Source organism: Burkholderia sp. AU32262 (assembly GCF_020419985.1).
In the GTDB taxonomy this organism is placed as follows: Bacteria; Pseudomonadota; Gammaproteobacteria; order Burkholderiales; family Burkholderiaceae; genus Burkholderia; species Burkholderia semiarida.
Window position 1 is genome coordinate 1 of the sequence record NZ_JAIZRS010000066.1, and the last position, 1,793, is coordinate 1,793.

Sequence of the window (1,793 nt, forward strand, 5' to 3'; positions counted from 1 at the left end):
CAAGTGGACGGGTTCCCGGCACGATTGGAAGAGCGCCATGACTCAGTTCGCACTGCTTTACCCAGAACGATTCAACATTGGAGTCTGAATCTCAACCCGCCTCACACACTAAATTCCGGATACCTCCACGCCGCGCGTCTTCAGGTCATTGAACACCTTCATCCAGAACTTGGCACCCTCTGTGTTCTCGATCCAGCGGCCCAGAATGTCACGGGTGCCGTCGGGCAGCACGCCCAGCGCCAGGTACACCGCCTTGTTGCGCACGACGGCGTCTTCGCGAATCTTGACTCGAAGGGCGTCGAAGCCGGCGAAGCGCCGTTCGTGCTTGGGTATCAGGATGGGTTCGAAGCTGCCGTCGCGGTCGCGAGGCACCTCGATGCGAATCGGGCCGTCTTCGGTCAGGACCGTCTTGGCGCCCCGTCCGTTGCGCTGATTCGTGGCGTTGGCCGGCTTGGCCGCACCGGAGGGGTAGCCAAGATGATGATTCATCTCGCCGCTCAGCGCTCGCTCGATCAGCGCCTTCTTGAGCGCCAGCGTCGCGGCATTGATGGCTTCTGCTGTCATCGGACCGTTGCCAAACTGCTCAAGCAGTTCGGCCGGAACCGCCGGCAGCTCCACCGGCTGGGCTTTCGGTTTGCGAGGCATGCACTCTCCTTGAGAGCATGTTATGCCTTAAACACGAAATTCCTGACAGGCCCTCACGGATCGGTCTCTGAATCTGGACATCTGGTTCGCAGATCCCTACGCCCCTCGGCAACGGGACAACAACGAAAACACCAACGGCCTGCTGCGCCAGTTTCTGCCCAAGGGTGCGGACCTGTCAGGCGTCACCCAGACGCAATTGAACGACATTACCAATTTGATGAACGGCCGCCCTCGCCAAACCCTCGAACGGCCCCCCTGAAGAGGCTATGGCGATGGAATCGGCTGTCGCCGGATTGGATAACCGTTGCACCTGATTCTTGAGGCCGCCTGGTCACCATTGGCTGCGGCGTTCTTAGTCACCCATCCTGTATAGTCCCCGATCTGCCGCAATACCGTATTCGAGATTCACTGCTTACATTCCGCCGTCGTTCCCGAGTTGTACTCCATGGTCAAACCATAAACGTTCATCCGCTTTCCCGGAAACCACTCCGGAACGAGATTCAGCTTCGCCAGCACCTCTTCTTTGCAATACGAAATTTTTTGTGAACTTGAGTCAATGACACGCCATCCTTGATAAGCAAAAGTATCTCGATAAGCGGCCAGCAATTTTTCATCCACCGACCGGGAGTCCATACTCACCATAATCAGCGCAGCACTACCTCGTTCGCTTTCTTTATAAAATACAACCAGCCCACCTTGCCCAAGGATTCCATTGATATCAGACTTCATCTGCCGATATTTTTCAACAGTATCCATAGGAATATTAATCAGCACCCTCGCAAAAAAAACATAAGCCACCGCCGACAGCAATACACTAGCAATCAAAGTCTTTAGCAGTCTCATCAAAAATCATCCATCGTTATTGAACCTTTCCTATTCTTGCTCCGTTCCCAACCCCAAGAGCGCCACCCATGCTTGGTATTTTCGTTACGCCTCCTGCATCAACGCCGGGCCTCGCTACGGCTCGTATCCTGCACCGACGTGAGATTCAGGTTGCCACCCACCTCCGCCATCACCCTGTTGTCGATGGCGCGGCTTGCAGGTAGCGAGCACGGCGCCATTGAGGACATTCAGGGCGGCAAACAACGTCGTGGTGCCATGACGGACGTAGTCGTGAGTAACGCCTTCGACGTAGCCGAAACCCATCG

General features: G+C 55.8%; 2 protein-coding genes and 3 pseudogenes. 1 reads left to right on the forward strand and 4 read right to left on the reverse strand.

The window, feature by feature from the left end; translation table 11 throughout:
• Positions 1 to 123: 123 nt before the first annotated feature.
• Positions 124 to 645: pseudogene (locus tag LGN10_RS33305) on the reverse strand (transposase); the annotation flags it as partial.
• Between the two features lie 85 nt (positions 646 to 730).
• Here LGN10_RS33305 and LGN10_RS33885 point away from each other — a divergent pair.
• Positions 731 to 959: pseudogene (locus tag LGN10_RS33885) on the forward strand (transposase); the annotation flags it as partial.
• Between the two features lie 91 nt (positions 960 to 1,050).
• On the opposite strand, the gene LGN10_RS33310 reads toward LGN10_RS33885, so the two are convergent.
• The 3 genes and pseudogenes from LGN10_RS33310 to LGN10_RS33320 form a co-directional block, all read right to left on the reverse strand.
• Positions 1,051 to 1,488 carry a hypothetical protein gene (locus tag LGN10_RS33310; RefSeq protein ID WP_143328757.1) on the reverse strand — a complete coding sequence of 146 codons (438 nt, stop codon included), beginning with the start codon at positions 1,486 to 1,488 and terminating at the stop codon, positions 1,051 to 1,053.
• A 98-nt stretch (positions 1,489 to 1,586) separates the two neighbouring features.
• Positions 1,587 to 1,715: a hemagglutinin repeat-containing protein gene (locus LGN10_RS33890; RefSeq protein WP_413227173.1), complete on the reverse strand. Its 129-nt coding sequence runs from the start codon at positions 1,713 to 1,715 to the stop codon at positions 1,587 to 1,589.
• Positions 1,663 to 1,793 (reverse strand): annotated as a pseudogene (locus tag LGN10_RS33320) (IS630 family transposase); the annotation flags it as partial. The pseudogene LGN10_RS33320 and the gene LGN10_RS33890, both read right to left, overlap by 53 nt.